Source organism: Corynebacterium sp. LK31, assembly GCF_014335015.1.
Classification (GTDB): Bacteria; Actinomycetota; Actinomycetes; order Mycobacteriales; family Mycobacteriaceae; genus Corynebacterium; species Corynebacterium jeikeium_D.
In genome coordinates, this window is the sequence record NZ_PDGW01000014.1 from 68,917 (window position 1) to 95,345 (window position 26,429).

23 protein-coding genes, 1 tRNA gene and 1 other RNA gene are annotated in these 26,429 nt (G+C 58.2%); 13 read left to right on the forward strand and 12 right to left on the reverse strand.

From position 1 onward, the window contains the following. Window positions 1-11: 11 nt before the first annotated feature. A complete protein-coding gene (locus CRD18_RS06885; protein ID WP_187406607.1) occupies window positions 12-872 on the forward strand; it encodes an inositol monophosphatase in 861 nt (286 codons plus the stop codon). Window positions 873-882: 10 nt separating this feature from the next. Continuing rightward, window positions 883-1,683, forward strand: coding sequence for a histidinol-phosphatase (hisN, locus tag CRD18_RS06890; RefSeq protein WP_187406608.1), 801 nt, complete (start codon window positions 883-885; stop codon window positions 1,681-1,683). A gap of 50 nt (window positions 1,684-1,733) precedes the next feature. Here hisN and CRD18_RS06895 read toward each other — a convergent pair whose 3' ends face one another. Beyond that, window positions 1,734-2,072, reverse strand: coding sequence for a helix-turn-helix transcriptional regulator (locus CRD18_RS06895; protein ID WP_016423238.1), 339 nt, complete (start codon window positions 2,070-2,072; stop codon window positions 1,734-1,736). Window positions 2,073-2,144: 72 nt separating this feature from the next. Between CRD18_RS06895 and arsB the strand changes: the two genes are divergently transcribed. Then, entirely contained in the window at window positions 2,145-3,212 is a 1,068-nt protein-coding gene (gene arsB / locus CRD18_RS06900; protein WP_187406609.1) for an ACR3 family arsenite efflux transporter, read from the forward strand. A 15-nt stretch (window positions 3,213-3,227) separates the two neighbouring features. After that, window positions 3,228-3,656, forward strand: a complete 429-nt coding sequence (locus tag CRD18_RS06905) for a low molecular weight phosphatase family protein (protein WP_049189561.1) — start codon at window positions 3,228-3,230, stop codon at window positions 3,654-3,656. On the opposite strand, the gene CRD18_RS06910 is transcribed toward CRD18_RS06905, so the two are convergent. Beyond that, window positions 3,653-4,159: a hypothetical protein gene (locus CRD18_RS06910; protein ID WP_048733884.1), complete on the reverse strand. Its 507-nt coding sequence runs from the start codon at window positions 4,157-4,159 to the stop codon at window positions 3,653-3,655. The genes CRD18_RS06905 and CRD18_RS06910 overlap by 4 nt on opposite strands. Window positions 4,160-4,370: 211 nt before the next feature. On the opposite strand from CRD18_RS06910, the gene CRD18_RS06915 reads away from it, so the two are divergent. From CRD18_RS06915 to CRD18_RS06925, 3 genes are all read left to right on the forward strand, one after another. Continuing rightward, on the forward strand, window positions 4,371-5,327 hold the full coding sequence (locus CRD18_RS06915; protein ID WP_187406610.1) for a DUF418 domain-containing protein: 957 nt from the start codon (window positions 4,371-4,373) through the stop codon (window positions 5,325-5,327). Window positions 5,328-5,329: 2 nt separating this feature from the next. Beyond that, entirely contained in the window at window positions 5,330-6,433 is a 1,104-nt protein-coding gene (locus tag CRD18_RS06920) for a trypsin-like serine protease (RefSeq protein WP_049192833.1), read from the forward strand. 225 nt (window positions 6,434-6,658) lie between these two features. Next, a complete protein-coding gene (locus CRD18_RS06925; RefSeq protein ID WP_053087322.1) occupies window positions 6,659-7,996 on the forward strand; it encodes a sodium/glutamate symporter in 1,338 nt (445 codons plus the stop codon). 467 nt (window positions 7,997-8,463) lie between these two features. Here CRD18_RS06925 and CRD18_RS06930 read toward each other — a convergent pair. After that, window positions 8,464-8,537: transfer RNA gene (locus CRD18_RS06930), tRNA-Met, on the reverse strand. A 184-nt stretch (window positions 8,538-8,721) separates the two neighbouring features. After that, entirely contained in the window at window positions 8,722-11,709 is a 2,988-nt protein-coding gene (locus CRD18_RS06935) for a UPF0182 family protein (protein ID WP_070605175.1), read from the reverse strand. A 151-nt stretch (window positions 11,710-11,860) separates the two neighbouring features. Here CRD18_RS06935 and CRD18_RS06940 point away from each other — a divergent pair, with 151 nt between their 5' ends. Further along, window positions 11,861-12,442: a PPA1309 family protein gene (locus CRD18_RS06940; RefSeq protein ID WP_016423245.1), complete on the forward strand. Its 582-nt coding sequence runs from the start codon at window positions 11,861-11,863 to the stop codon at window positions 12,440-12,442. Between the two features lie 262 nt (window positions 12,443-12,704). Next, window positions 12,705-13,544: a GDSL-type esterase/lipase family protein gene (locus CRD18_RS06945; protein WP_048733544.1), complete on the forward strand. Its 840-nt coding sequence runs from the start codon at window positions 12,705-12,707 to the stop codon at window positions 13,542-13,544. 73 nt (window positions 13,545-13,617) lie between these two features. Here CRD18_RS06945 and ssrA read toward each other — a convergent pair. Further along, window positions 13,618-14,002: a transfer-messenger RNA gene (gene ssrA / locus CRD18_RS06950) on the reverse strand. Between the two features lie 163 nt (window positions 14,003-14,165). On the opposite strand from ssrA, the gene CRD18_RS06955 reads away from it, so the two are divergent. Further along, the gene (locus CRD18_RS06955) at window positions 14,166-14,753 is read left to right on the forward strand and encodes a hypothetical protein (RefSeq protein ID WP_049171250.1); all 588 of its coding nucleotides are present in this window, start codon (window positions 14,166-14,168) and stop codon (window positions 14,751-14,753) included. Window positions 14,754-14,781: 28 nt separating this feature from the next. Here CRD18_RS06955 and smpB read toward each other — a convergent pair whose 3' ends face one another. Next, window positions 14,782-15,285 (reverse strand): SsrA-binding protein SmpB, encoded by a 504-nt coding sequence (smpB, locus tag CRD18_RS06960; RefSeq protein WP_038626299.1) that lies wholly within the window; start codon window positions 15,283-15,285, stop codon window positions 14,782-14,784. A gap of 178 nt (window positions 15,286-15,463) precedes the next feature. Between smpB and CRD18_RS06965 the strand changes: the two genes are divergently transcribed. From CRD18_RS06965 to CRD18_RS06975, 3 genes are all read left to right on the forward strand, one after another. Then, the gene (locus CRD18_RS06965; RefSeq protein WP_083295722.1) at window positions 15,464-17,107 is read left to right on the forward strand and encodes an AbgT family transporter; all 1,644 of its coding nucleotides are present in this window, start codon (window positions 15,464-15,466) and stop codon (window positions 17,105-17,107) included. Between the two features lie 163 nt (window positions 17,108-17,270). Next, complete coding sequence (locus CRD18_RS06970) at window positions 17,271-18,038, forward strand: S9 family peptidase (RefSeq protein ID WP_049193066.1); 768 nt, start codon at window positions 17,271-17,273, stop codon at window positions 18,036-18,038. Window positions 18,039-18,058: 20 nt separating this feature from the next. Beyond that, entirely contained in the window at window positions 18,059-19,033 is a 975-nt protein-coding gene (locus CRD18_RS06975; RefSeq protein WP_070652977.1) for a cation diffusion facilitator family transporter, read from the forward strand. Window positions 19,034-19,062: 29 nt separating this feature from the next. Here the strand turns inward: CRD18_RS06975 and CRD18_RS06980 are convergent, their stop codons facing one another. The 6 genes from CRD18_RS06980 to metG form a co-directional block, all read right to left on the reverse strand. Beyond that, window positions 19,063-20,892, reverse strand: a complete 1,830-nt coding sequence (locus tag CRD18_RS06980) for an ABC-F family ATP-binding cassette domain-containing protein (protein WP_049171263.1) — start codon at window positions 20,890-20,892, stop codon at window positions 19,063-19,065. Further along, the gene (locus CRD18_RS06985; protein ID WP_070429942.1) at window positions 20,876-21,391 is read right to left on the reverse strand and encodes an NUDIX hydrolase; all 516 of its coding nucleotides are present in this window, start codon (window positions 21,389-21,391) and stop codon (window positions 20,876-20,878) included. The genes CRD18_RS06980 and CRD18_RS06985 overlap by 17 nt, the downstream gene beginning before the upstream one ends. Window positions 21,392-21,414: 23 nt before the next feature. Further along, window positions 21,415-22,329, reverse strand: a complete 915-nt coding sequence (rsmA, locus tag CRD18_RS06990) for a 16S rRNA (adenine(1518)-N(6)/adenine(1519)-N(6))-dimethyltransferase RsmA (protein ID WP_049193062.1) — start codon at window positions 22,327-22,329, stop codon at window positions 21,415-21,417. A gap of 65 nt (window positions 22,330-22,394) precedes the next feature. Continuing rightward, the gene (locus CRD18_RS11180) at window positions 22,395-23,546 is read right to left on the reverse strand and encodes a resuscitation-promoting factor (protein ID WP_272715417.1); all 1,152 of its coding nucleotides are present in this window, start codon (window positions 23,544-23,546) and stop codon (window positions 22,395-22,397) included. Between the two features lie 167 nt (window positions 23,547-23,713). Then, window positions 23,714-24,538: a TatD family hydrolase gene (locus tag CRD18_RS07000; RefSeq protein ID WP_049171274.1), complete on the reverse strand. Its 825-nt coding sequence runs from the start codon at window positions 24,536-24,538 to the stop codon at window positions 23,714-23,716. Between the two features lie 15 nt (window positions 24,539-24,553). Beyond that, window positions 24,554-26,380, reverse strand: coding sequence for a methionine--tRNA ligase (gene metG, locus CRD18_RS07005; RefSeq protein ID WP_070601717.1), 1,827 nt, complete (start codon window positions 26,378-26,380; stop codon window positions 24,554-24,556). Window positions 26,381-26,429: the final 49 nt, after the last annotated feature.

The window sequence follows — 26,429 nt, forward strand, 5'->3', positions numbered from 1 at the left end:
CAATAGGACGTATGTCTGAATCCACCGCCAGCCAAGATTCCAGCCAGGACCTAGAACTCTTTCTCGCCCAAGTGTCCGAGTCGATTGTGGCATCGGATACCAGCGTTGCGGTTGCCATCGTGAAGCGTGCCGCTACCATTGCCGCTCGTATGCGCGACGAAGGCCTGGTCACGGAGTACAAGACATCGATTTCCGACGTCGTCACCGCGGCCGACCGCGCAGCGGAGAAATTCGTCGTCGAGGCTTTGGCCGCGCTCCGCCCGGAGGACGGCATTCTTGGCGAGGAAGGGTCCGCGAAGGAGTCCCAGTCTGGTCGCACGTGGGTGATCGATCCTGTCGATGGCACCTACAACTTCACCACTGGTTCGGACTACTGGTGCAGCGCATTGGCGCTGGTTATGGGCGATGCGAACAATCCGGATGAGGTCGTCCTCGGCGCGGTGCACCGCCCGGCAACGGGCGAGAGCTGGATTGGTGGCCCCAATCTCCCGACCACTCGTATCAACCTCGATGGCACTGTTGATGACCTCCGGGTCACTGACCGCCCCCTCTCGGAAGTCTGCGCAGCGACCTACCTCCACACCACGGTGGTGAGCTCGAGCGAGGAATCCGAGGCCACGGCTACAAAGTCCTGGCTGGATGCGGTGTCCCGCAGCGCTACCTGGCGCATGCTGGGCTCAGCGTCGGTGGATATGGCAGGCGTTGCCGACGGCCGCATCGGCGTATGGTTCCAGCGCGACGTCGCAGCCTGGGACTGGCTGCCTGGGTATGCGCTTATCTCGGGCGCAGGCGGCGAATGTACGTCGGTGGGGCGCTGGAAGCTTGCGGGCTCGAGTGGCCAGGTCGCAGAGCTGAGTGAGGTTCTGCGCTAGAATTTCGGCCATGACCACCTCTTACTCCGAAGATCTCGCCCTCGCACTCTCGCTTGCCGACGCAGCCGACGACCTCACGATGTCCCGCTTCGAGGCGGCCAATCTAATCGTCGAGTCCAAGCCCGACCTGACTCCGGTCTCCGATGCCGATATCGCGTGCGAGAAGCTGCTCCGCGAGATTCTGTCGGACAAGCGCCCGAGCGATGAAGTTCTCGGCGAAGAATTCGGCGGCGAAGCTGTGTTTGAGGGCCGTCAGTGGGTCATCGACCCCATCGATGGCACGAAGAACTTTGTGCGCAATGTCCCGGTCTGGGCCACCTTGATTGCCCTGTTGGAAGACGGCAAGCCGGTTGTCGGCGTGATCTCCGCACCTGCGCTGGGACGTCGCTGGTGGGCGTCCAAGGGCGACGGCGCATTCAAGCGCGTGCAGGTCGGCGGCCGGGAAGCCGCTGAGCGCCTCATTGAAGTCTCGAAGGTGGCGAACATCGCGGACTGCTCAATTTCTAACTCTTCGCTCACAGGTTGGGCCGAGCGCGACCTGCGCGACAACTTCATCGGTCTCACCGATGACGCCTGGCGCCTTCGTGGCTATGGCGACTTCTTTTCCTACTGCCTGGTAGCGGAGGGTGCGGTCGATGTCGCCGCCGAGCCAGAAGTTTCCCTGTGGGACCTGGCAGCTCTTGCGATTCTGGTGGAGGAAGCTGGCGGCCGCTTCACTTCCCTAGCGGGAGTCGACGGGCCGCACGGCGGGGACGCGGTTGCGACGAATGGGTTGCTTCACGACGCCGTCGTCAAGCGCCTGGGCGGGTAAACAGGGTTTTCCAACCTATCGCAATTTGCGACGAGCGGCTCACTATCTCACTATCTCCCGTCCGCGTGACCGATATCCAGGATACGTCGCAGCTCAGCAAATACCTCAGGGCGTACCTCATGGGTTACCACCCGTCCACTCTTAGACCTAGTTAGCAGCCCGGCATCCGCCATGGTCTTTAAATGATGCGACACCGTCGGCTGACTAAGCCCAGAAACAGCGGCCAGCTCCCCTACGGTCATCGGACTACAGCCAGCGGCAGCGAGCTGAGACAAAATTTGCAGGCGCGCCGGTTGCGCCAGCGCTTTGAAGAGCGTTGCCGCAGCCTGCGCTTCCGCCGCGTCGAGAGGCCGACCGCCAAGTGCACAGCATTCTGAGATTTCGTCCATACCCGTTGAGGCTACACGGCCTCCCCTCTAAATATATTGACAATCATCGATATATTGATTACACCGGAAACTATGACACAGACTACAAAGTCACTCAGCTTCCTAGACCGCTTCTTGCCGCTATGGATTGCAGCTGCAATGGCAATTGGCCTCATTCTGGGCAAAACTGCACCGTCACTTGTGAACTGGCTGGCAGAGGCAAAAATTGCGACAATTTCCGTACCAATCGCCATCGGATTGCTGGTCATGATGTACCCACCGCTCGCAAAGGTTCGATACGACAAAACGGGCAAAATTTTGACATCAAGGAAGCTGATGGGCATCACAGTCTTCCTCAATTGGATTCTCGGCCCCGCACTGATGTTCACCCTTGCCTGGATATTCCTCAGTGATAGTCCAGAACTGCGCACTGGCGTGATCATCGTCGGTCTCGCCCGCTGCATTGCAATGGTTTTGGTCTGGAACGACCTATCTTGCGGCGATACTGAAGTCGCTGCCGTATTGGTGGCCGTCAACTCGCTATTTCAAATTTTCATGTTCGGCGCTCTAGGGTGGTTCTACCTGCAGATTCTGCCCTCCTGGTTGGGACTGGAAACCACTTCCGCCACCTTTTCTTTTTGGGCAATCGCACTATCTGTAGTGGTATTCCTCGGTATTCCGCTTCTGGCTGGCGCGGCATCACGCATAATTGGTGAACGCACCCGTGGTCGCGACTGGTATGAAAATGAGTACTTGCCCAAAATCTCACCATTGGCACTTGCCGGCCTTCTATACACAATCGTGTTGCTCTTTGCGCTTCAGTCACAGCAGATTCTTGAGAATCCCTGGACCGTTGCGAAAGTGGCACTACCACTAGTGATCTACTTCCTCGCCATGTTCGCGATCGCTCTCACTTCGGCCAAGGCCGCGGGCATGAACTACGCAACCTCCGCATCGATTGCCTTTACGGCCGCCGGAAATAACTTCGAGTTGGCAATTGCGGTTGCGATTGGCACCTTCGGCCCATTGTCCCAGCAAGCACTTGCGGGAACGATTGGACCACTTATTGAAGTACCCGTACTCGTTGCACTTGTCTACGTCACCCGCTGGCTCGGGCCGCGCCTTTTCCCCAATGACCTTTCCGTACCGGACAAACTATAGAAAAAGGGTTCTGAAGTGAAGGAAATCCCGAAGGTACTTTTCATCTGCGTGGCAAATGCCGGTAAATCCCAGATGGCCGAGGCCATTGCGCGTGCAAAATATGCCACGCAGTTCATCGCCCTTTCAGCAGGAACAAACCCCAAAACTACTACCAATGCGCTTGCAGCCAAATCAGTTGCAGAAATCGGCGCCTCTATGGACGGTGCATCACCAAAGCCCATTGACCCCACGATTCTCCAGACTGCAGATCGTGTTGTCATCATCGGCGATGCCGCTCATGTAGAGCTCCCCTCGGACGCTGAAGGCTCACTCGAGCGTTGGCTTACTGACGAGCCTTCAAAACGAGGCATCGACGGAGAAGAACGCATGGATCTGATTCGCGATGACCTCGAGCGCCGTATCGACGAGTTAGCTGTCGAACTCCGTTCCACTAAGAATCCCTAAGCGGCAGAATCCAACAAAAGCCTCCTTATCGCCAGCGTAAGCCACACGACTGCGCCGACGCCTGCGATGAGACCGAGGAGCAGGAACATCAGGCCGACTGCCCAGAGCCCGGTGGTGTCGTCGGTGCCGGCAATGATGCTCCAGCACAGGGCGTAGCCGGCGACGGCAGCCCACCAGGTGGGCAGCAGGTTCAGAGTTGGGGCGGGCACGCGCATCATGGCAGAGGCAGTGAGGATGACCATCGCAAAGCCGCTGCAGAAAACCTGCCACGGCGAGTAGTCGTATTCGCCCTCAAGTGTCCACGCGAGCGTACAAAAGCAGATTAGGAATGCTGCGACAAAGACGAAAATCGTGTGCCCAAATGCGATACGCTCGCCGTATTTTTTGGCCAACCATGCGGCACCCACCCATGCGAGAGCGGTGGGGATGGCAATGATTAATAGGTACGCGAGGAAGACGCCTGGCACCTCTGCCCAGGTGAAACTCGTCAGCATCGATGTCATGCCACCAGGTTACGCCTGCCTCTTAGCTTTTTGAGCGCGCTAGTTTCCCAGTAAAAACACAGACGAAACACCATGATTTACACATAGTCACTTAATGTATTGTCAGGTTCGGTTGCTACAACTAGAAAGTCGTTTTCAATACGCCGTTTGTAGAGAGTGCTTTTTACCAAAGAGCACCTCCCTATAAGTTGTAGTAAAGGAGAAATCCGGGGTGAATAAACCTACCCGAATTGTGGGGCTCGATATAGCGCGCTCACTCGCCATCATCGGCATGATCATTGTCCATATGGCCTCACTACTTTGGAGCACAAAGGTTGTGCTCTCTGGCCTACCCTCATCACTGTTCGCCATTATCGCCGGCGCCACAATGATGATCATCGGCCGCAATTACAGCAGCACTACCTTCTTGCGCTTGATCACTCGCGGCGCCCTAATCATTCTCATCGGCCTGGCACTATTGCCGGTGGGTGGAGAAATTCAGGTGGTCCTCGTCATCATGGGCCTGGTAATGATGCTGGTTTCCTGGATGCCAGCGCTCGGAACCTGGTGGCGAGTCGGCTTCTTCATCGCCGCCACCATCGCCGCCACAATTAAGTACGCGCCTATGACGCTGCCGCAGATCTATCCGCTACTCGCGTGGATCGCATATTTCATCGGCGGCATGCTGCTTTACGACGTCTACCTACGCCGTCGCCTGCAAGACACTTCCACCTCTGAGAACAGCGCCAATGCTCGGTTGAGCTGGATTGTCACCGCTGTCAGTGCTGTCATCACGGCCGTCGGCATGTACTTCCGATTTGATCCCGAGATTGCTGGCTGGCTCCGTTTTACCGGACACACTGGCGTCTTCGGAGAAATCATTCTCTCCGTCGCAGTTGCCGCCATTGTCCTGCACTTGTGCCTGTTCGTAGGCGATCGTTTCCCAGCTGTGGTTTACCCATTCGCGGCTATGGGAACAATGTCACTGACTATCTACATCCTGCACGTTCTCACCGCGTTTTATTGGCAGCAGAATGTTGTATTGCATTCCACGTTGTCTGCAGCAGGTTTCATCGTATTCTTCCTCGTCATTGCTAGCCTCTGGAAGAAATTTGTCGGACAGGGCCCTGCCGAAAAACTCGTTGCCACCGCAATCAAGGCCATTGTTCCTTCTGGGAAAGGGAAATAACCGTGAAGAAAACATCTTTTTCCATCGCAGCAATTGTTAGCAGCACCCTGCTTCTATCTGCAGCCCCAGCTCTTGCATTGGAAAACGGCGAACCCGCACCTGCGAATGCTGAAAGCAGTTCTGTGGCCGCGCTGAAGATTGGCAAAATCGGCAATTTCGGTGACTGTACCGGGACGCTGGTTGCCGACCAGTGGGTGCTCACTGCACGCCACTGCCTGGAGTCTGTGAACAACGAAGGGACCCAGGCCCGCATCGGCGGGAAGGTCTACGATGCCGATTCTTGGGCGCTGTCTCCAATGTCTGATGCGGGGTTGCTCCACCTGACCCAAAAGGTCACTGACGCAACACCCGCGAATGTTTCCCGCGATATCCCAACACCTGGACAGACGGGAACTCTCTATGGCTGGAGTAGCAGTTCGTCCATGGCACGATCCGGGCAGCTTCCGATGACCAAGATGGTCGTCAATGAGTTGCTAGGCGGAGGACCGGCTGATGGAACTCCAGGTGAGGCTGCGCCTGGTGGTGCTGTTCCGGGTGACGCTACTCCAGGCGAAGCTGTTCCGGGTGAGGCTATTCCGGGCGGCGCTGTTCCGGGTGACGCTATTCCGGGCGGCGCTGTTCCGGGTGACGCTATGGAATCAATGGAGATGCAGCCAGGAGCTGCCATGCCAGATGACTCCAAAACCGAGTCGATCCCGGCAGGGACAGAAAGTATCCCAGCCGACGCTGCCATGATGCCAATGATTCGAAGCGCCATCCTGGACGCACATTCCGTTTCTGGCGCGGGTATGCAGGGAGGCGACTCCGGCGGCCCATTCTTCGTCGACGGAAAGCTCGCTGGTCTCGCTACCGCCGGAACCTCCAATGGCGACCCTGACCTGCCCTCCCCCAGCGCGGCTATAACTACCCTCGCTGGCACTGCTGACTGGATCGATGACATCACCTCCGGCCGTGACACAGAAAGTGTGCTGACTGCGGAGAACACTCCTGCTCCGCCAAAGACCATTCAGACCAGCGGTGATCACGTGTGGGCCTACCTCGCCATCGCATGCGCTGGCGTGGTTATCGCGGCGGCTTGGTCGCGCATTAGGAATGGGCGACAGTAAAACCGTCTGACCTCAACCAAAACCACCTCCCAGAAGGAACTGGGTAGGTGGTTTTTCTGCAAAGGAAGTGAGCTCAACTGGGGCCGAAGCCTCAAAATCTCGCGGTAGCTAACATACAATCGCAACGTATCCCTATGGTTCTAACCCTTTTCTTAGAATCCATGATGTGGTTCGCATAATTGTTAAATGGTGAAACCCCACCTACGAGAAAGGCAATAAGTTCACGTGGATGGCTACACACCCTTCGACGTCTTGATGGATATCGGTTGGATCTCGCTGCTGCTCATCATCGGTAATTTGATGCGACGGTTCATCCCCTGGTTCCAAAAGCTTCTCATCCCCGCACCGATTACTGCGGGCTTGCTCGGCTTGCTGCTAGGCCCCAACGCTTTGGGAATAATCCAGTTCAGCGAGCATTTCGGCGACTACGCGACCATTCTCATCGCGGCAGTCTTCGGTGCCCTGCCATTCACAATGGATTTCGATGCCAAGGTGCGCCAGCGCGCGCGAACGATGTGGTCCTATTCCGTAGGCATGTACCTGGCGCAGTGGGGATTCTTCGCGCTACTCGGCGTGATAATTTTCGCCCCACTGTTCAATACGCCGGACTGGTTCGGCATCATGCTTCCCGTTGGTTTCGTCGGTGGCTTCGGTGTGGCCGCCGCAGTTGGTGGCGCGCTGGACTCAGCAGGCATGACCGAGGCCACGAGTTTGGGTTTTACGGCCGCAGCGGTGGGCATGTTCTCCGCAATTATCGGTGGCGTGATTTTCGCCCGATGGGGCTCGAAGAAGGGCCATACCAACGAGCTGCCAGACTTGGATAAACTGCCGGAGGATATGCGGACAGGCATCATCTCCCTTCCTGGTCAGCGCCCAAGTGTGGGGCGGGCGACTACAAGCCCGTCCTCAATCGAACCAATCGCGCTGCACGTTGCAGCACTAGCGGTGACGCTCTTCCTGGCAAATATCCTGACCAACTGGGTCAATGACATCTTCCCTGCACTGAGCTTCCCACTATTCGCAATGGCATTCCTGGTCGGCCTGGCAGGTGTAGGCGTGCTGCACCTGATTAAGGCACCACACTACCTGGATGCAAAGTTGATGGGTTCGGTCTCCGGCGCGTCGACGGACTTCCTGGTTGCAGTCGGCATCGCGTCGATTGTGCCGGCAGTGGTGGCCACCTACATCGTCCCGCTAATTATCCTGTTCGTCGTGGGCCTGGCCTTCTGCCTGGTGTTGTTCTTCTACGTCGCACCACGCATCTTTGAACATGGCTGGTTCGAGCGCGCCGTATTCAGCTGGGGCTGGGCAACTGCCTCCGTGGCCACGGGCATCGCCGTACTGAAAATTGTGGACCCGGAGCAGAAATCCGGCACGCTCGAGGAATTTGGCATGGCCTATGTGGGATTCGCGCCCTTCGAGATCGCGGCAGCCATCCTCGCACCCATCGCAATCCTCGCCGGACTGGTGTGGCTATTCGGTGGAGTCGCGCTTATCGGCGGGCTAGCCCTGTTGATTCCGCCGATGATCATGCTGAAGAAATCGAAGACCAGGGCTTCGTAGAGTTCTTTATAGAGGGCGGGGACAGGAAAAGTTTTCTCCCGCCCTCTACTGTTGCGACCCCACCGTGGACTGACTAGGCCCGTCTGCCAGCTATTTTCTAGCGCTGCGCTCACTTATCGATGCATAATTCACCTATCGATGCGCTCCAGCGTATCCATAAGTGAATAACTCATCGATATGTGAAACCGAAAGCCAGCAGCGCGTACATGAGCTGAGGCAAATCGACCGGAATCAACCCAGCACCCCCTCAAGCTAAGTACCTTCAGGCCGACTAATCGAGCAGCGCCTCACACCGCATTTCTGATGGCCGCCCCTTTAATGCCCGGTTGTGCAGTGCGCGAGTTCGTCAGACCCAACGGCTACCCAACGACTTACCCCCCCCCAAAAAAAACGGTGAAAAACGGTGATTTGGCCCCAGAATAAAGAAGACCCCTACCGGCGTTGCACCGGTAGGGGTCTCTTCTTAGTGGCGGGGGCAGGATTCGAACCTACGACCTCTGGGTTATGAGCCCAGCGAGCTACCGAGCTGCTCCACCCCGCGTCAACTGTCCTGGCTTTTACAAGCACTCACAGCGGGCGCTGGTCTCTCTGACCAACGAGAAGTAACTGTAGCACGACGCTCCCAACAAAGACCAATCCCCAGGTCATAGCCAATTTCGCTACAACCTAGGGAGTCTTCGGACCATAGAAACCTATGATTCTCGGTTAACTACTCGTTGCACGTCTTACTGGCCGTTGGCCTTCTGGTAGTCAGCGGCAGCGCGGTCGAGCTCGGCAAGTGCCTGGCCCTGTGCCGCGTAGTCACCGTTCTTCTGAGCGTCGTTAAGCTTTTGCAGTGCGTCGGAGATACGGCGAGCGGCGTCGTCACGCGCGGCGACATCAACCTTGCGCTCTTCCTTCGGTGCCTCGTCGTCGGACTCAGCGTCGGCGGCATCCTTGTCCTTATCCGCCGACTGCTCCTCAGTCTCTTCCTCACCGCGGACCTTGGTCGCGGCGGAAGCATCGATACCGACCTGACTCAGAGCCTCAGTGACCGTGGCGCCATAGCCCACCTGACCGCGGTAAGCGACGAGAATACGCAGCAGCTTCGGGAATGCGGTCTCCTGGCCCTTGCGCTGGGTGTAGACCGGTTCGACGTAGAGAATCTCGCCATCGCCGACCGGCAGCGTCAGCAGGTTACCGTTGGTGACCACGTTCGTGCCCTCGAGCAGAGTACGGTCCTGGGCGACCTCATCTGCGGACATCATCGTGTCCTGCGCCTGACGCGGACCCATGGTCTGGGTGTTGGTCGGCAGGGCACGGATGGTGATCTGACCGTACGTCTCCGGATCGGAGGAAGCGCTCATCTGGGCGGCGAGGAACTCGCGCTCCAGACCGCGGAAGGCGGAAATCAGCTGGAAGCTCGGCTTTCCGGTCTTCGGATCGGAAGCGACAACGTAGTACGGCGGCTGGGAGAGGTTCTGCTCTTCCGGCGCGGTCGGATCGGACGGGACGGACCAGAAGGAGTCATTGGCGAAGAACACGCCCGGATCGCTGACGTGGTACTTGGCCATCAGCTCACGCTGAACCTTAAACAAGTCCTCCGGGTAGCGCAGGTGCTCCTGCAGCTCCTCGGAAATCTCCGACTTTGGCTTCACCACATCCGGGAAGACACCCTCCCAGGCCTTGAGCACCGGATCCTTCTCATCGAACTCGTAGAGCTCAACGGTGCCATCGTAGGCATCGACGGTCGCCTTGACCGAGTTGCGGATGTAGCTGACCTCGCTGTTCGGCAGCGGGCGTGGAGTGCCATCCGGGTTAATGGAGTCCTGCGTGGTCTCCTGGAGGCTCATGCGCTGGGAGTACGGCATCTTGGCCAGCGTGGTGTAGCCGTCGACAATCCACTTCATACGGCCATCGACTACAGCCGGGTAGGTCTTGGTGTCAGTAGTCAGCCACGGGGCGACCTTCTGAACACGGTCACGCGGATCGCGGTTGTAGATGATCTTGGAGTCCGGCCCAATGCGGTCGGACAGCAGGATGTTGAGCTCCTGGTAACGGGTGGCGAAAATCATGCGGCTGGCAAGTCCGCCTACGCCAACACCGCCCTCACCGTCGTAGGTGAAGTTACGGCCGTCGGCATCGTACTCATAGTCCTTGCCGTCACCGTTACCGCCAACAATCGCATAGTCGGCATCGCTGTTGGCGATAACCGGGCCGTAGTAGATACGCGGCTGCTTCAGGTTCAGGTTCATGCCGTTCGGGTCCTCGGACTCGAACAGGTCAGCCACGGTGTACAGCGGGTAACCGCCGCGGGCGGAACCGGACTCGGAGGCAACCTCGTCGACCTTATTAGCCGGCGCAGCAACGAAACCATTGCCGTGGGTATAGACCGTGTGACGGTTGATCCAGTCAGTCTGGTTACCCTGCAGCGTCTGCGGGTTCAGTTCACGAGCAGCGACGATGAAGTCACGGGACGCGCCATCGATCTGGTAGCGGTCAATGGCAAGCGGATCGGAGAAACCATAGAAGTTCTTCAGCTGACGCTGCTGCGTGAAGGTACGTGGCAGCACTTCCGGATCCAGGATTCGGATATTGGCCAGAGTAGCGGCATCGCGGGAAATCGAGTCCGCACCTTCCTTCGCGGCTTCCTTATCGCCTTCCTTTTCAGCCGGAACGCCCCAGTCGCGCTCGACCTTCACCTTGTCGTCGGTAAGCCCGTAGTGGTAGCGCGTCGATTCAATATTGCGCGCAATGTATTCGCGTTCCTTGGAAGCGCGGTTCGGGTTAACTGAGAACTGCTCAACTGCCATCGGCCAGGCCACGCCAATCAGACCTGCGGAAACCAACATCAGCACGGTGGCAAACGCCGGGATCGAAAGATTGCGCAGGAAAATGGCCGCGAAGAATGCAGCGGCCACGACGATTGCGATGACCAGCAGCGTAATCTTCGCCGGCAGCAGCGCATTGATATCGGTGTAGGAACCACCGGTGAAGGTCTTCTGCTTGTTATTCAGCAGCTCATAGCGGTCCAGCCAGTAAGACACAGCCTTGAGCAGCATGAAAACACCGGCCCAGCACGCCAACTGCGCACGAGCCGCATTGGAAACGCGGGTCTTCTCCCCTGTAGTCGGGTTACCTGGGCGGATGCCACCAAGGAAGTAATGCGTCACCAGCGACAGCAGGAACGCAATAACTACCAGGACAACCAGCGTCGAAACGATGTACGACCACAGCGGCAACTGGAATGCGTAGAAGCCCAAGTCCTTGCCATACTGCGGGTCAGTCTCACCGAAGGACTGCCGGTTTAAGAACAGCTGCACCGTCTGCCAATTACCCTGCCCCACAAGGCCACCGAGTACGCCGAATACAACGGGCAGCGTGGTGAACATCGACTTCGAACCGGATTCAGCCATCCGTCGGTACACTGCCTGCGGGCTGCGTGGATCCGTCAGTCCGAGGTCGACGGGCCGCGAGCGCCACGCCAGCCACATAGATAGAAATGTCAGTGCGCCCGCTATCAGGCCTACAGTGATAAACAGGACGATACGAGTGAGCCACGTGGTGGCGAATACCCCTCGATACCCCACTTCACCGAACCACTGAAAGTCCGTATAAAAATTGACGGCGATTGGAATAACAAAGGTCAGCGCGGCAATCACCAACACGGTAATTGCCAGCCACCCCGGTCGGCCACCCGCCGATCGTCTCGGTCGAGTCTGGTTTAGAGACAACGTCTCTCCTGTTCGAGTTGAGCTTGACTTGCCAGCGAGCTGGTAAGTCGGTCGTACGCTTATCTGTCATCTACTCTAAATAAAGTTCCTAACATTTGACTAAGGATGCTGTTAATACAGCGTTGCCAGGAAAGGGGCGTCGTCAAGCGTCATGAGCGAAAACAACGGCACTCAGACTCATCTCAGCCAGCAGGCACTCAATCGCGCCGTGCGCGAAGCTGTCGAATACGTCCACACCGAAGGTTGGGACCGCGCTCCGAGCCTCTTCGCCCTCGTCCCCACCGCCGCGCTTGCCGACGTGCTTGCCGACGAGCTGATTGACAGCGCCCCATTGACTGTCGTTGCGCAGGAACCCCTCCCCGAGGGAATTGAAGGCGGTAGCCCTGAGTTGGCGGACTTTATCGCTCGGACATCGTGGCCGGCAGGTGTCGTCGGTGCCGTGTTAGCGCAGGAAATAATGGTCATCGCTCCGGAGCAGGCGGACAGCTTTGAGGGTGCATCCCTGGACGAGGTGCGGGCACAGGCGGATGGTGAGGCGGCTCGCCAGGCACGTCTTTTCAGTGGTGTTATCAGCGAAGGTCCACACCTAACACTGATCCAACCTCGCCCCACAGAGGCGGAACTGGATGAGCGTGGGCCCTTTGCTGAAGATGAGATTGAGCTAAAAGATGGTTCTGGGGTAGCCGATGGTGTCATCGCTGCGTTGTATTCCACGTTCGGAAGCGCCTCATAAACCCACCTACCAGCGATAAGAGACAAAAAGAGGTATTGAAAGCGCCGAATATACATATAACTAGCTGATTCCGGTTGACATCGGACTTAGAACCTAGTTGTATAACAAAGTGATAAAGGCGCGTCTCTAAGTATCCGCTCAGGGTTCTGTCGGACTTGGTTCTGTCGGACTTGGTTCTTCCAGGGACGGTCTGTGGCGAAGAAATCGCGAGTGTAGCGCGAGTTTTTCCTTCTATAGGTTTTCAACTAAGAGGTTTTTAATTATGAAGAACAACGTTGTTCGCCGTGCAGCAGCCTCGGCAGCTGCAGCTTCTGCGCTGGCAGCCTCCCTCCTGACCGGTGGTGTTGCCAACGCTCTTCCTACTGGTAACTACGTTGCCTTCGGCGATTCCTTCGCTGCTAACCCGGGTCAGTCCGACCCGGCCGTACCGGGCCGTGGTGGCTGCCCGATTTCGGTCTCGAACATCGGCTCTCACGTTGCTCGTGAGACTGGTCTTGAACTGCACGACTACTCCTGCAATGGCACTACCGCTTTCATGCCGACTCAGCCGCAGAAGTCCCTGATGGGCCAGGTTGACAACGCCATCGCTCAGGGCTCCCTCGGCCCGGCTACCCAGCTGGTAACCATCTACGTTGGCGCCAATGACGCGATGCAGGGCGCTGTGCTGCCAATGCCGGTTCAGGATGACCTGTACACCACCAACGTTGTGGCCGCTGTGGAGAAGATCAAGGCCGCTAACCCAACTGCTCGCGTCATGCTGATTGGTTACCCGGCTTTCACCTCTAATGACCCGACTCACTACGCTTGCCCGGTTAACGCCGCAGGTTTCGCACCGCACATTCCGGCTGCCGGTATGCACCACTTTGAGATGGCTCTGCAGAACCGCCAGATGCGTGCTGCCGCTGAATCCGGTATCGGTTTCGTCAACATGAAGGAGGTCACCAACATCGACGTCGCAATGTGCGGTCCGGACGGTGAGCGTCAGGTCTCCGCAATTCTGGATACCGATGTTGCTTCCTACAACATGACCAACCACCCGACCTTCCACGGTTCGGCAGTTGCTGGCACCACTATCGCCAACGTCTACAAGAGCACCTTCTAAGGTCTTTCGACGTCGCTCAGACGTCTTCAAGTACAACGAAAAATCCCCGGTCGTAATGACCGGGGATTTCCATTTGTGGAGCTGCCGAGAATTGAACTCGGGTCCACCGCCAACTCGCCAGGGCTTCTCCGTGCGCAGTTCGCACGATCGCCTCTACTCGACCCTTCGGCTCAGGCAAACATGTCCGAATGACGGGCCCAGCCGCAAGTAAGAAGATCCCCGATGAGCCTTACGGCACACCCATCGGGCGAGCCCTTTTAAGTCGATGCCAGGGTCCGGACCAAAGGGCAAGCCCGGTCTGACAGACACGCTAGTCGCTTAATTAGGCAGCGAGAGCGTAGTCGCGCTGAGTGTTCTCGGCGCTTAATCAGTTGCTACGACGCTTAAACGGTGGTCTCTAGCCTGCACCGGCACGCTTCCCCTGGCTCACTGTACGGTGTCGAAACCATGTCAGCCCCATACAATGCCTTCGAGCACGGGAAAGTGCGTAGCACTCAAAGGATGTTCAAGAATAACGCTTTACGACGGGAAAAGTCAACAAGCTTCGCCGCAAGGCCCACAGCCCCCCCCGAATGTCAACTCCGGGTTGACACTGACGTCAACCAATGGTTGACTGCAGTCATGGATCCATTGACGACAATCCGTCACCGACTGCAAGCAACGAACATTGCCGAACAAGAACTTGAAGATGCCGTGGCGCAGGCTCGCGCAGCGGGCCATTCATGGGCAGAGATTGGAAATGTACTCAATATCTCCCGGCAAGCGGCATTCAAGCGGTTCGGAAGTGTCCAAAACCCCGTTTCAGGAGAATTGATGACTGCCACAAAAACTACACATATCGCCGAGCTCGGCGAAAAATTCCTTCGCCACATCATCAACGGCGAAGAAGCAGAAACCGTAAGCATGATTTCCCCAAAGCTCCGGAAGGATCTCCCCTGGTCCACTATCTACTCTGTCTGGGAAGATGTTCTCACCGAGACTGGGGCGTTCGAATCTTTCGACGACACCCAAGTCACCAGCCTCGGGGGAACCAGGACTAAGGAACCGACCTCGCAGAAACTCCTGTCGAAGATTCTCGGCACAAGTCTCGTCATCACCACCCTCAAACATGAGGCTGGCGAATGGATGGCTCGAGTTGCCTTTGACCGTCACGAAAACGTCATTGGCCTACTCATCCTCCCAGTCGATGCGACTGAGTTCCCCTTCTAAAAAGGGTTTCTTCTAATGAAGACCTCTTTTACCCCTTGATGCCCTTCACACGACGGCCCAGCGCACGAGTAGCTTCGCGCTCCTCCGTGCGGCGCTTGATGTCCTGGCGCTTGTCATAATCCTGCTTACCGCGGGCGAGTGCGAGCTCGACCTTCAAGCGGCCGTCGGTGAAATACAGCTTCAGGGGTACAAGCGTGTTGTTGCCATCGCGGACCTTGCCCCACAGGGTGTCAATCTCCTTGCGGTGCAACAACAGCTTGCGCGAGCGACGCGGTGAGTGATTAGTCCACGAACCGTAGGAGTACTCCGGGATATGCAGCCCGCGGAGCCACACTTCGCCGTCGTCGATGGTCGCGAAGGCGTCATTAAGCGATGCTTTGCCCTCGCGCAGCGCCTTGACCTCAGTGCCCACGAGAACGACACCGCATTCGTAGGTGTCCAGAATGTTGTAGTCATGGCGGGCACGACGATTGGTGGCCACCACCGCGTTGTTGGCGCTGACCTTTTCTTTCTTCGACTTCTTCTTGCCCATAACCTGATTAACTCTAGTCGAAGAAGGTGCACTACAGCTATTCCCTAGCTATTCCCTTAACTTTCCCTTATGCGCCTGCTCGCACCCGACATACATATGCCTCTGGCCTTTTACGTTGTGACGCAACTTACTTTCCCCTAACCTTTTACCAACGTCTAACACAGAGGGATTTATATATATGGGACAGTCAAAAACGTTGGAACCGGACAAAGCGCCACCGAAGCCAAAGGGGTTCCTAGCAACACTGGAACGTATCGGCAACGCACTGCCAAATCCATTTTGGCTATTCGTGATTCTTGCCGGTGTAGTCATCGTTTCTTCGTGGCTCGGTGAGGCTGCGGGTATGCAGGCCAAGGATCCCGCGTCGGGTGACATCATCGAGGTGGAAAGCCTTGCTACCGCAGAGTACCTGCAAAAGATGGTCTCTGAGGCGGTAACGAACTTCACGGACTTCGCACCAGTTGGCCTGATTCTGGTGTGCATGCTCGGTGTCGCAATTGCGGAGTACTCCGGTTACATCGGCTCGGCAATCCGCGCGGCAATTTCCAAGGTGCACTCCCCTGTCCTGCTGACATTCATTGTTGCACTGGCCGGCGTGACTGGTTCAATCGCTTCTGATGCCGTCTACGTGATTCTCATTCCGCTGGGTGCCGCCTCATTCGCCGCAGTTGGTCGTAACCCTATTGTCGGTGCGATGGTCGCCTTTGCCGCCTCGTCGGCCGGGTTCAATTCGTCACTGGTGCTCAACATCACCGATGTGCTGCTGGCAGGTATCTCCACGCATGCAGCGCACTTCGTGGATCCGGAATACGTAGTTTCACCGCTGGCCAACTACTTCTTCACTATGGCCTCGTCGATTGTGCTGGCTCTGATTATTACCGCCGTTACTGAACTGTTTATTACCAAGCACGTGGAGAAGACCGTCCACGACGACCACATTGACCACGATGCCGCGGAATTCACCAAACCGGGCGCTTCGGAGGAAGCTGCCGAGGAAAACGCCAAGAAGGAGGAGCGGAACACCGCATCTAGCAGCTCCAGCAATGGCCGCGACAAGCTAATCCTCAACGATGCCGAACGACGTGGCCTCCGCTACGGCAACATCGCCGCTGTCATCTTCCTGGCGCTTTGGTTCGCTGCCCTGTTCATCCCGGGTTCGCCTCTGCGCGGCGAAGGCGACGGCATCTTGAATTCCGTGCTGCTTACCGACGTCGTGGCGTCCATCGCCCTCTTCTTCGCAGTGGTCGGCATTGCGTACGGCATCGGTGCCAAAACCATCACCTCCTCAGCAGACGTGCCCGCCTTCATGGAACGCGGCCTGGGCACACTGACCACAATGATGGTGCTCTTCTTCGCCGTCTCGCAGTTCACGGCCTACTTCAAGTGGTCCAATATCGGCCAGTGGACCGCTATCAAGGGCTCCGAATTCCTGACCAAGGCGGATCTGCCGCCGCTGTTGCTCTTTGCTGCCTTCGTCCTGATGGTGGCTGTTCTCAACCTGCTGATTACCTCTGGCTCCGCGCAGTGGGCACTGATGGCGCCGGTCGTGGTACCGATGCTGATGTACGTCAACGTCTCCCCAGAGGTCTCCCAGCAGCTATTCCGTATTGGTGACTCCCCGACCAACATCATTACACCGATGTCGCCATACTTTGCGCTGGCGCTGACCTTCCTGCAGAAGTACTACAAGCCGGCGGGTGTCGGCACGCTGATGTCACTGGCCATCCCGTACTCGCTGTGCATGATGGTGGGCTGGTTCCTATTCTTTGTCGTGTGGTACCTCGCGGGCATTCCGCTGGGGCCAGGGGTTCCGGTGCGTTAACTCACAGCCACTAGGAGATTGAGGGATTGGTCGAATTTTTCGCCCAATCCCTCACTTATTTGTGGCACCCGGGCTTAATATTGCGTACGGTCGCCACCACAATGGGCGTCGTAAAGCGAAAACGTACACACATTGAGCACACACTGAGACGCGGATATAACCTATGCCAACAAAGCACCTAAAATTTACGGGATCGACCGGCGAGACTCTGGCTGCATCAATTGATTTGCCGGACGGTCAGCCACGCGCGTGGGCGCTATTTGGTCATTGCTTCACGTGTAATCGGATGGTGCCCGGCGCGTCACGCACCTGTAAGGCGCTGGCGAAGAAGGGCATTGCGGCATTCCGGTTCGACTTCACTGGCCTCGGGCAGTCCACTGGTGATTTCGGTGAGACGACGTTCCAGACCAACATCGATGATCTTAAGGCCGCCTACGAGTTCATGGAGGCAGAATTTGAGGCCCCCGCGCTACTGATTGGGCACTCGCTCGGTGGTGCAGCGGCGCTGAACGCCGGCCACGATATGCCGAAGGTCAAGGCGGTTGCGACAATCGGTGCACCCTTCGATCCGGCACACTCGATTGTGCGCATCGCCGGTGACATTTCGACGGTCGATGAGCACGGCACGCAGGTTCTGCAGATTGAAGGTCGTGGCATTCCCATCTCCCGTGAGTTCTTGGAAGTGTTGGCGGACTACAACCCGGAGGTTTATCTCAGCCAGCTGCGCAAGCCGCTGCTTATTCTGCATTCCCCGACCGACCAGACTGTTGGTATCGATAGCGCCCAGAAGATTTTCCAGGTATCTCGCTATCCAAAATCTCTGATGAGCTTGGATCGCGCGGACCACTTGCTCACTCGCGCTAAGTCCGCCGCGCGCGCTGCTGACCTGATTTATGCGTGGGCGGATAGCTATCTTCCGGAGGCTGAATAACCCTGTTACCATTAGGGGTTATGGACACGACTGAACACTCTGGCCACTCGCACGGCCACGGTCATTCACACGGTCATTCACACGGCCATGACCACGCTCATTTTGACCCCGCGAATACTCCTGCCCGTCGCCTGCTCGTGGCTGCGGGTCTGACTCTTGTCGTATTTCTCGCCGAGCTCATCGGTGGCTTGGTTTCGGGTTCGCTGGCGTTGCTGGCAGATGCCGGCCATATGGTGACGGACTCCGCGGGCCTGCTTATGGCAGTTGCCGGTTTGGCTATCGCCCAGCGCGGTGCGAATCACCGCGCGACGTACGGGTACCGTCGTGTTGAGGTTCTGACTGCTCTTATCAACGGTCTGACAGTTTTCATCATTGCCGCTGTGATTCTCTGGGGCGCAATCCGGCGTTTTGGCTCCCCAGAACAATCGGAAATTCAGACCACGTCGATGCTCATCATCGCGGTCATCGGCCTGCTCACCAATGTTATTGCGGCCTTTCTGCTCGCGGGGGCTGCCAAGGAAAGCGTCAACGTCCGCGGTGCGTATCTGCATGTGCTTGTCGACGCCGCTGGTTCGGTTGCCGTCATTATCTCCGCTATCGCTATCGCATACACCGGCTGGACTGCCATCGACTCTGTGGTCTCCATCGTGATTGCGCTCTTCATCGTCCCCCGAGCCGCCGTTCTGGTGCGCGACTGTCTCCACGTGTTGCTGGAGTACACCCCGAAGGGCGTCGACACTGAGAAAATCACTGCTGACCTGTCCGGCCTAGAGGGAGTGGTCGATGTCCACGATCTCCACGTCTGGTCCCTCAACGGCAGCGACCTGCTGGCATCTGTTCACCTCGTGCGCTGTGACACGCTCCCCAACGGCGACGAGCACGCATTGCTCGACCGTGCGCAGGCACTGCTTCACGACGTCCACGGGATTGAACACGCCACGGTGCAAATTGAAAGAACCGGGCACGCTGACCACGAGTACCCGGCTCATACCTAAAATGTTCGGCTAGTAGCTGAAGTAAGATGCTAGCCCTCGAGCTGCTCCCCTAGCTCCAGCCACTCCATCTCCAGCTCTGCCTTCTGCTCAACCACCTCCGCAGCACGGCGATCGAGGTCCGCCAGCTTTTGTGTGTCCAAGTTGGCTACATCAGCACTCGCTTCCGCCATCTGCGCATGCAGTTCACTTTCTTGCTGGCTGAGCTTCGCCATCTTCCGCTCCAGAGCACTCATCTTCTTCTGGACAGCATGAGCTTCCGCAGCCGAGAGCTTCGAGGTATCCTCCTCTGAAGCTGCGCCACGGGTCTGCGGACTACCGGCATTTGCTTGAGAGGCACCACCACTAGCGGCCGAGTCAGCCAGCTGTGCGCGACGCTGGAGGTACTGACTAATCCCGCCTGGCAAGTTCGTCAGCTCGCCATCGCCGAAGAGGGCCCAGGTCGAGTCGGCAATACGCTCAATCAGGTAGCGGTCGTGCGAGATGACCACCAACGTGCCCGGCCAATTGTCCAGCAGATCTTCCAATTCCTGCAGCGTGTCAATATCCAGGTCATTCGTCGGCTCGTCGAGCAGCAGGAAGTTCGGCTCACTCATCAACACGCGTGTGAGTTGCAAGCGACGGCGCTCACCGCCGGAGAGGTCTGCGATTGGGGTGCGCTGCCGCTTCGGGGAAAAACCCAGTCGCTCCGCCAGTTGCGAGGCGCTAATCTGCTTCTTGCCCAGGTCAATGTAGGTCGCCACGTCCTCCACAGCGTCGAGCACACGCATATCCAGCGGCAGATCATCGAGCTCCTGTCGCAGCCAACCCAGGCGCACCGTCTTGCCCTCAATCCGCTTGCCATCGCTTAAGGGGTAGTCTCCCGCCAATGCGCGCAACAAAGTCGTCTTACCCGAGCCGTTGACACCGACCAGGCCAATGCGCTCGCCGGGGGCCAGACGCCACGTGACGTCGTTAAGCAATTCCCTACCATCGGGCGTTTCCAGGGACGCATGCTCTAGCTCTACGACCACCTTGCCCTGTCGACGCTGCGAAAACGCCATCAACTCCACGGAATCACGCGGCGCCGGGACATCGGCGATGAGAGCCTCAGCTGCTTCGATGCGGTAGCGAGGCTTCGAGGTGCGGGCCGGCGCACCCCGGCGCAACCACGCGAGTTCCTTACGCGCAAGGTTCTGGCGACGCTGCTCGGCGGCATCGGCTTGGCGCGCACGCTCGGCACGCGCGAACGTCCAGTCGTTGTAACCGCCATCGTAAAAATCGACGGTACCATCGTGGACTTCCCACGTCTTCGTGGCAACGGTATCCAGGAACCAACGATCGTGCGTGACGACGACCAGGGCTGCCCGGCGCGAAAGGACATGATCGGCCAACCACTGCACACCCTCAATATCGAGGTGGTTCGTTGGCTCATCGAGAATGAGCAGATCCAGATCTCGGACCAGTGCGGCCGCCAGGTTAACGCGACGGCGCTCACCACCGGAGAGATTGGCGACCTTGGTATCCATACCGAGGTCATTGATACCGATGCCATCGAGGACCTCGCGGATGGAAGCGTTACCCGCCCACTCGTGTTCAGCGAGTCCCAGCGGTGCAATGACGCACTCAAACACGGTGGAATTCGGGTCGAGCTCGGCGCCCTGGGTGACATGAGCCATGGCCATGTCGTTGGCTCGCGAGATACGTCCGGAGTCCGCCGGCTCCACGCCTGCCAGAATCTTCAGCAGTGTGGACTTGCCGCCACCGTTCAAACCGACAACGCCGATGCGGTCGCCCTCTTGAACACCGAGGCTGACGCCGTCGAGCAGAGTCTTGAGCCCGAAGGACTTAGAAATATTCTCGCAATTAATCAGATTCGCCATGATGAGTATTTATTGTGCCCCATTCGACGTTGCCAAGCACACGCCGGACATACCAGGCCACCGGCAGCTCCTCGAACTGCTCTCGGGTTACCCATTTAAATTCCGGATGCTCGCCGCTGAGCTGGACATTCTGCGTGTCGTCGGCCTCGCGTACTAGAAAGGTCACCGTGTGGAAGCGGAAATTCTCCCCGCCCAAGTCCGGATTGGAATAATGGGCAAATTCGCTGACCTCCGCTGCGCGCAAGCCGGCCTCTTCACGCAGTTCGCGCACAGCGGCCTCCACGGGCTCCTCCCCCGCGTCTAGCTTGCCACCGGGCAAATCCCACTGGCCCCCGAGGAAGCCCTCGTATTCACGCAGCAGAAGCAGCAAGCGGTCACCGCGGAAAACTATGCAGTTGCACACCCAGCCGTCGTCGTCAGGCCAGAACTTAGTCCAAGCCAGGCTGCGCGGTTCGCGCCGGCCGATCTCGGCCCTACTGGGGGTGTCATCACGGTGCATGGGGAAAGATTGCCTGTCCTTTATTAAAAGCGCTGGTCTCGTGAGACCTCAGCGAGGCGAACGAAATCGGCAATTTCGAGCTTCTCTCCTCGCTGCTTGGGGTCAATCCCCGCTGCCATAAGCGCTTCTTCGGCTGCGGCACCAGATCCGTAAATCCCCGATAGGGCCGCACGGAGGGTCTTGCGGCGTTGCGCAAAAGCAGCGTCGATAAGCGGGAAAAGGCGCGCGCGGAATTGCGGCGAAATCTCCCACGGAGCCTCGGGGGCATCGGCGGCATTGGAGTTCTCAGGAGCGTCGGAGCGGGCGTAGCAGTCAATGCGCACAAGCCCGGAATCAACCTTCGGGACCGGCCAAAAGACGTGCGGACCAATGGCACCGGCGCGACGCACTGTGCCGTAGTAGGCGGCCTTGACGCTGGGGACGCCGTAGATCTTGGAGCCCGGCTGAGCCGCCAGCCGGTCAGCGACCTCGGACTGCACCATCACGAGCACACGGCGGATGGTGGGGAGCTCGGCAAGCATGTGCAGCAGCACCGGTACCGAAACGTTGTATGGCAGATTGGCCACCAGCGCATCTGGGGCGGTCTGAAAGTCCTCGCGGCTGACCTTCAGCGCATCTTTCTCAATGAGCTCTAGCGCGCAGCCCTCAGCGCGCTCAGTGACTGTCTGGGGCAGACGCGCCGCCAGCCGCGAATCGATTTCAACAGCCGCCGCGCGGCCGCAGTGTTCGAGCAGCCCGAGGGTCAGCGAGCCCAAGCCGGGGCCAACCTCAACAGGGTAGGAATCCTCCGGCAAGTCCGCCGCAGCGACAATTCGACGCACGGTGTTGGCGTCGTGGACGAAGTTCTGCCCCAATTTCTTCGTCGGGACAATATCCAACTGCGCCGCCAAGTCGCGTACTTCGACCGGCCCCAAGAAAGAAACTTCTGCTTTAGTCACAGTTAGATACTACGGGGTCAACACAAAAAATAGGCTTAGCTCGTTATGGCTAGACGGAACTAGCTTTAACGAAGCCCCATGGAAGCGGTACAAGCGGGCCATGCGCCCCAACCCTGACCAGCCTGGACACGCTCAGCGACAGCAATCTGCTGCTCGCGGGAAGCCTGCGATGCACGCGGTGCATACTCAGTACCGCCGTAAGCTGCCCAAGTGGAATCGGTGAACTGCAGACCACCGGAGAAACCGTTACCGGTATCGATAGCCCAGTCGCCGCCGGACTCACACTGAGCCAGCTGATCCCACACGCCGTAGCCGGCAGCCGGAGCTGCAATGCGGGACTTAGTGCCCTGGCGAATAGTGGAGATACCCGGAGCCTTTAGCTCCTTTTCTTCCAGGACCTCGCGTCCGAGCTCTTCACCATCGCGAGAGGTGACCTTGACCTGACGCTCTACCTGGCCCGGTTCACCTTCCTGCTCAACGATGCGCTCATCTTCGAACATCGAATCATCTTCAATGATGTTCTCGTGAGCTGGAATCTCCTCAGTCTCGGTGATGGTCTTATCAATCAGACGAGACAGAGCGATGCGCATCCCCTCGGTGACCGGAGCATCCAGACCCGGCTCGACGGTGTCATCTTCACGCAGTTCAATGCCACGCTGAGCCAGCACATCTCCGACGGTCATAGCCGGGACGGTCAGGTCGATGTCCTTGGCATCGTCGTGAAGCACAATATTCTTGGCACGAACGACGTCGAGTTCGACTCCCTTAGCGGAAATCTCGCCCTTTTCGACCTCGACCTTGTCCTTATCGGAGATGAGCCCCTGCTTCTTCAGACCTTCAATCAGCTCATCGGTAGTGATGGCATTGGTCTTGTGCTCCTGCGGCTTGCCATCGACAATCATCGTGACTGGCTTGGCAGAGCGGTAGACCAGCTTGCCGCCGTCCGTGAGATCGCCCTGACGCTGAACCAGGTCGCCACCGGTGGTTTCGACACCAGCCTTCTGCAGAATGGCCTTGTCATCCTTGGACCAGGTTGCGATTTGCTCAACCTTACCGTCGATTTCGACGGTGATGGTGTCATAGTTGGATGCTGCGACAGTACCACCCAGAGCAACAGCAGCGACCAGACCGCCTGCGGCAATCTTGGACGAAGTGGAGACTCCGTCATTAGCACGATTGAGATGACGCTTCTTCGCAGCACTCACGGGGTTCGTCACAGCCTTTCGGAGGATGGGGCAGCTAGCAAATGAAAGAAATACAGTTTGTAACAGTACGGTAAAGATTCAGTGTTGTCTAAAATATATCGATAAAAGTGACGGGAAATACAACAAACCGCCCCGGCTGCATTTCCACAGCTCAGGGGCGGCAATACGCCAGCACGTGCTTAAATGCCGTACACCCGACGTGCATTATCCGTCAAAATCTGTGCCATCTCCTCCGCCCCGATTTCTCGGGCTGCGGCCATCGCACGCGCCTGATGACCGATAAAAGTGGACTCGTTGCGCGCACCTCGGAAAGGCTCCGCGGTCATGTACGGGGCATCGGTTTCCACCAGCAGCTGCTCCGCCGGCGCCTCAGCCACAGCCTGCCGCAGGTAATCATTGCGTTTGAAGGTCACGTTGCCGGTAAAACTCAGCAGGTAACCGCGTGCAATGGCTTCGCGGGCAACCTCGATGGGCGAAGAGAAACAGTGCAAAATGACCGTATTGTCGTAGCCGTCCAACGCCGCCATCAGGTCTTCATCGGCGTCGCGGTTATGAATCATCAACGGCTTGCCGACGGTTGCTGCGAGCTCCATATGCCACTGCAACGCAGCCAGCTGTTCGCTCTTCGACGCGCAGCCGTCGAGGGAATCCAGCCAGTACCAATCCAATCCCGTCTCCCCCACGGCCACAACCCTGGGGTCGGCAGCCATTTCGGTTAAGCGGGCCTTGGCGTCGTCGTCAAGCTCGTGCGCGCGCGTCGGATGGATGGCGGCGGCGGCCCAGACGTTGGGGTGCGCGTGCGCAGCGGCAAAGGCCAGTTCGGTTTCCGGCATGCCATCGCCGACCGTGCAGACTCCGACGACGCCCGCTGCGGCGGCCCGGTCCATGAGCGCCGCAATCTCTTCCGGAGTTTGCGCCCCACAGGACGCGAGATGCGTGTGGGCGTCAAACAGCGGAGTGAGATACTCCGCGGGTTCTGCAATCTTGCGTTTGCGCTTTCCCATACCTCTACTGAGCCCCTACTTCACCTGTGCCCACTCGGGGCCGTGCTCAGCCAACTCAGAGTCGAGCTTGGTGAAAATCGGCTTCGGCTTGGCAAGCTGCGTACCCGGCTCAATGTCGAAGCGACGCCAGGCGGCCTTCTGATTGACGTAGTCACCGGTGATGATTGGGTAGCTCCTACCCTCTGCCGGCAGGTCAGCGCCGACCGGTTCGACCGGCATGTCGTCCTGGACTTCCTGGACTTCTGGCATTGCGGCCCAGATCCCCTCGCCGCCCAGGGTCTCGAAGACCTTCTGCGAGCTTTCCGGCAGGTACGGGGTCAGCAGCACATTGGCGTCGCTGACTACCTGCAGTGCTGTCCACAGCACGGTGGCGAGACGCTCGCGCTGGGACTCGTCCTTCGCCAGCTTCCACGGCTCCTGCGCAGCAATGTAGGCGTTGGCCTCTCCGACCAAGTGCATGGCGGCGGTGATACCGGCGCGGAAGCGGGACAGCGCAAGCGCGTCGCCGACCTCGGCGAAGGAACGCTCAGCCAGGTCGAGCAGTTCACGGTCAGCGTCAGTGAGTTCGCCCGGAGTTGGCACCTCACCGAAGTTCTTGAAAGCCATGGACACGGTGCGGTTGACCAGGTTGCCCCAGGAGTTGGCCAGCTCGTTATTCACGCGGCGGACGAACTCATCCCAGGTGAAGTCGGTGTCCTGGTTCTCCGGGCCTGCCATCGCGATGAAGTAGCGCAGCGGATCCGGACCAAACTCCGCCAGGAAGTCCTTCACATAGATGACAACGCCCTTGGAAGAGGAGAACTTCGAGCCCGACATGGTCAGGTACTCCGAGGAGACGACCTCCGTCGGCAGGTTCAACTCACCGAGCTCCCCGACCTCGCCCCCGCGGGAGCCCTCGCCACGGTAGCCCAGCAGCTCAGCCGGCCAAATCTGGGAGTGGAAGGTGATGTTGTCCTTGCCCATGAAATAGTAGGACAGCGCCTCCGGGTCATTCCACCACTTGCGCCACGCTTCCGGGTCACCAATGCGCCAGGCCCACTCGATGGAAGCGGATAGGTAACCGACGACGGCGTCGAACCAAACGTAGAGTTTCTTCGTCCCGTTTTCCGACCAGCCCTCCAGCGGAATCGGCACACCCCAGTCAATATCACGGCTCATTGCACGCGGACGGATGTCCTTCAGGATGTTCAGGGAGAACTTCAGCACGTTCGGGCGCCAGTCCTTGCGCTCCTGCAGCCACTCGGTCAAGGCCTCTGCCAGAGCCGGCAGGTCTAGCAGGAAGTGCTCAGTTTCAACGAACTTCGGGGTCTCGCCGTTGATTTTCGACACCGGATCAATCAGATCGGCCGGGTCAAGCTGGTTACCGCAGTTGTCGCACTGGTCGCCGCGGGCACCGGAAGCGCCACAAATTGGGCAGGTACCTTCGATGTAACGGTCCGGCAGGGTGCGACCGGTCGACGGGGAAATCGCACCCATCGTGGTCTGCTTGACCATATAGCCGTTTTCGTAGAGCCCACGGAAGAGCTCCTGGACAACGGCGTAGTGGTTGCGCGTGGTTGTGCGCGTAAACAGGTCGTAGGAAAGCCCCAGACCCGCGAGGTCCTGCACAATCTGGCGGTTGTAACGGTCGGCCAATTCCTGGACAGAAACGCCTTCCTTCTCCGCCTGCACAAGCAGTGGCGTGCCATGCTCATCAGTACCGGAGACCATCAGCACGTCATTGCCAATCATTCGCTGGTAGCGAGCGAAAACGTCCGAGGGGACACCGAAACCTGCAACATGGCCGATATGTCGCGGACCGTTAGCGTACGGCCACGCAACTGCTGTGAAAATGCGAGACATATCTAACAGGGTAATAGATGACCTACCATCACGATGAACTGTGCCCTCA